This is a genomic window from Streptomyces sp. NPDC058289, assembly GCF_042880975.1.
Classification (GTDB): Bacteria; Actinomycetota; Actinomycetes; order Streptomycetales; family Streptomycetaceae; genus Streptomyces; species Streptomyces stoeckheimensis.
Map to the genome: position 1 here is coordinate 1 of NZ_JBHVYI010000184.1, position 3,467 is coordinate 3,467.

General features: G+C 56.4%; 3 rRNA genes (1 of these 3 running past the window's edge). All 3 read right to left on the reverse strand.

The window, feature by feature from the left end:
- Positions 1-2 precede the first annotated feature (2 nt).
- Positions 3-120, reverse strand: a 5S ribosomal RNA gene (gene rrf / locus ACFVX6_RS40520).
- Between the two features lie 74 nt (positions 121-194).
- Positions 195-3,318 (reverse strand): 23S ribosomal RNA (locus tag ACFVX6_RS40525).
- A 63-nt stretch (positions 3,319-3,381) separates the two neighbouring features.
- Positions 3,382-3,467 (reverse strand): 16S ribosomal RNA (locus ACFVX6_RS40530); it runs 1,308 nt beyond the window's last position.
- Together the 16S, 23S and 5S rRNA genes form the textbook arrangement of a ribosomal RNA operon.

Consider the following 3,467-nt stretch of genomic DNA (forward strand, 5'->3'; position numbering starts at 1 on the left):
TTGTTCGGCGGCGTCCTACTCTCCCACAGGGTCCCCCCTGCAGTACCATCGGCGCTGAAAGGCTTAGCTTCCGGGTTCGGAATGTAAACCGGGCGTTTCCCTAACGCTATGACCACCGAAACACTATGAAGTTAACCAACCGGATATGAACACAGTTCGTTACTTCAGAACTAACACAGTGGACGCGAGCAACTGAGGACAAGCCCTCGGCCTATTAGTACCAGTCAGCTCCACCCGTTACCGGGCTTCCACATCTGGCCTATCAACCCAGTCGTCTACTGGGAGCCTTACCCTCTCAAGGAGGTGGGAATACTCATCTTGAAGCAGGCTTCCCGCTTAGATGCTTTCAGCGGTTATCCCTCCCGAACGTAGCCAACCAGCCATGCCCTTGGCAGGACAACTGGCACACCAGAGGTTCGTCCGTCCCGGTCCTCTCGTACTAGGGACAGCCCTTCTCAATATTCCTACGCGCACAGCGGATAGGGACCGAACTGTCTCACGACGTTCTAAACCCAGCTCGCGTACCGCTTTAATGGGCGAACAGCCCAACCCTTGGGACCGACTCCAGCCCCAGGATGCGACGAGCCGACATCGAGGTGCCAAACCATCCCGTCGATATGGACTCTTGGGGAAGATCAGCCTGTTATCCCCGGGGTACCTTTTATCCGTTGAGCGACGGCGCTTCCACAAGCCACCGCCGGATCACTAGTCCCGACTTTCGTCCCTGCTCGACCCGTCGGTCTCACAGTCAAGCTCCCTTGTGCACTTACACTCAACACCTGATTGCCAACCAGGCTGAGGGAACCTTTGGGCGCCTCCGTTACTTTTTGGGAGGCAACCGCCCCAGTTAAACTACCCATCAGACACTGTCCCTGATCCGGATCACGGACCGAGGTTAGACATCCAGCACGACCAGAGTGGTATTTCAACGACGACTCCACAACCACTGGCGTGGCCGCTTCAAAGTCTCCCACCTATCCTACACAAGCCGAACCGAACACCAATATCAAACTATAGTAAAGGTCCCGGGGTCTTTCCGTCCTGCTGCGCGAAACGAGCATCTTTACTCGTAGTGCAATTTCACCGGGCCTATGGTTGAGACAGTCGAGAAGTCGTTACGCCATTCGTGCAGGTCGGAACTTACCCGACAAGGAATTTCGCTACCTTAGGATGGTTATAGTTACCACCGCCGTTTACTGGCGCTTAAGTTCTCAGCTTCGCCACACCGAAATGTGACTAACCGGTCCCCTTAACGTTCCAGCACCGGGCAGGCGTCAGTCCGTATACATCGCCTTACGGCTTCGCACGGACCTGTGTTTTTAGTAAACAGTCGCTTCTCGCTGGTCTCTGCGGCCACCCCCAGCTCACGGAGTAAATCCGATCACCAGTGATGGCCCCCCTTCTCCCGAAGTTACGGGGGCATTTTGCCGAGTTCCTTAACCATAGTTCACCCGAACGCCTCGGTATTCTCTACCTGACCACCTGAGTCGGTTTAGGGTACGGGCCGCCATGAAACTCGCTAGAGGCTTTTCTCGACAGCATAGGATCATCCACTTCACCACAATCGGCTCGGCATCAGGTCTCAGCCTTATATGAGGGACGGATTTGCCTACCCCTCGGCCTACACCCTTACCCCGGGACTACCACCGCCCGGGCTGGACTACCTTCCTGCGTCACCCCATCGCTTACCTACTACAAGTCTGGTTCGCCGGCTCCACCACTTTCCTTTCCCCGAAGGGTCCGGAACGGCTTCACGGGCTTAGCATCGCCTGATTCGATATTGGGCGTTTCAAAGCGGGTACCGGAATATCAACCGGTTGTCCATCGACTACGCCTGTCGGCCTCGCCTTAGGTCCCGACTTACCCTGGGCAGATCAGCTTGACCCAGGAACCCTTAGTCAATCGGCGCACACGTTTCTCACGTGTGTATCGCTACTCATGCCTGCATTCTCACTCGTGAACCGTCCACAACTAGCTTCCGCTGCTGCTTCACCCGGCACACGACGCTCCCCTACCCATCACAGCGGGCGTTGGCCCTATTGCTGCAATGACACGACTTCGGCGGTACGCTTGAGCCCCGCTACATTGTCGGCGCGGAATCACTTGACCAGTGAGCTATTACGCACTCTTTCAAGGGTGGCTGCTTCTAAGCCAACCTCCTGGTTGTCTCTGCGACTCCACATCCTTTCCCACTTAGCGTACGCTTAGGGGCCTTAGTCGATGCTCTGGGCTGTTTCCCTCTCGACCATGGAGCTTATCCCCCACAGTCTCACTGCCACGCTCTCACTTACCGGCATTCGGAGTTTGGCTAAGGTCAGTAACCCGGTAGGGCCCATCGCCTATCCAGTGCTCTACCTCCGGCAAGAAACACGTGACGCTGCACCTAAATGCATTTCGGGGAGAACCAGCTATCACGGAGTTTGATTGGCCTTTCACCCCTAACCACAGGTCATCCCCCAGGTTTTCAACCCTGGTGGGTTCGGTCCTCCACGAAGTCTTACCTCCGCTTCAACCTGCCCATGGCTAGATCACTCCGCTTCGGGTCTAGAGCGTGCAACTCAATCGCCCTATTCGGACTCGCTTTCGCTACGGCTTCCCCACACGGGTTAACCTCGCTACACACCGCTAACTCGCAGGCTCATTCTTCAAAAGGCACGCAGTCACGACCGTTATTCCGAAGAATAACGGCGACGCTCCCACGGCTTGTAGGCACACGGTTTCAGGTACTATTTCACTCCGCTCCCGCGGTACTTTTCACCATTCCCTCACGGTACTATCCGCTATCGGTCACCAGGGAATATTTAGGCTTAGCGGGTGGTCCCGCCAGATTCACACGGGATTTCTCGGGCCCCGTGCTACTTGGGAGATTCTTAAGCAAGCCGCTGATGTTTCGTCTACGGGGGTCTTACCCTCTACGCCGGACCTTTCGCATGTCCTTCGACTACATCAACGGTTTCTGACTCGCCGACCGGCCGGCAGACCGATCAAAAGAATTCCCACAACCCCGCATGCGCAACCCCTGCCGGGTATCACACGCATACGGTTTGGCCTCATCCGGTTTCGCTCGCCACTACTCCCGGAATCACGGTTGTTTTCTCTTCCTGCGGGTACTGAGATGTTTCACTTCCCCGCGTTCCCTCCACACTGCCTATGTGTTCAGCAGTGGGTGACAGCCCATGACGACTGCCGGGTTTCCCCATTCGGACACCCCCGGATCAAAGCTCAGTTGGCAGCTCCCCGGGGCCTATCGCGGCCTCTCACGTCCTTCATCGGTTCCTGGTGCCAAGGCATCCACCGTGCGCCCTTAAAAACTTGGCCTACAGATGCTCGCGTCCACTGTGTAGTTCTCAAGCAACGACCAGTCACCCATCACCCTCATCCAAAGGATGAAGTTCACTGGGGCCGGCATCGCGAAGATAAAGCCTTTCGGCCGTACCCTCAGATACCCAACAACGTGCCAAGCACCA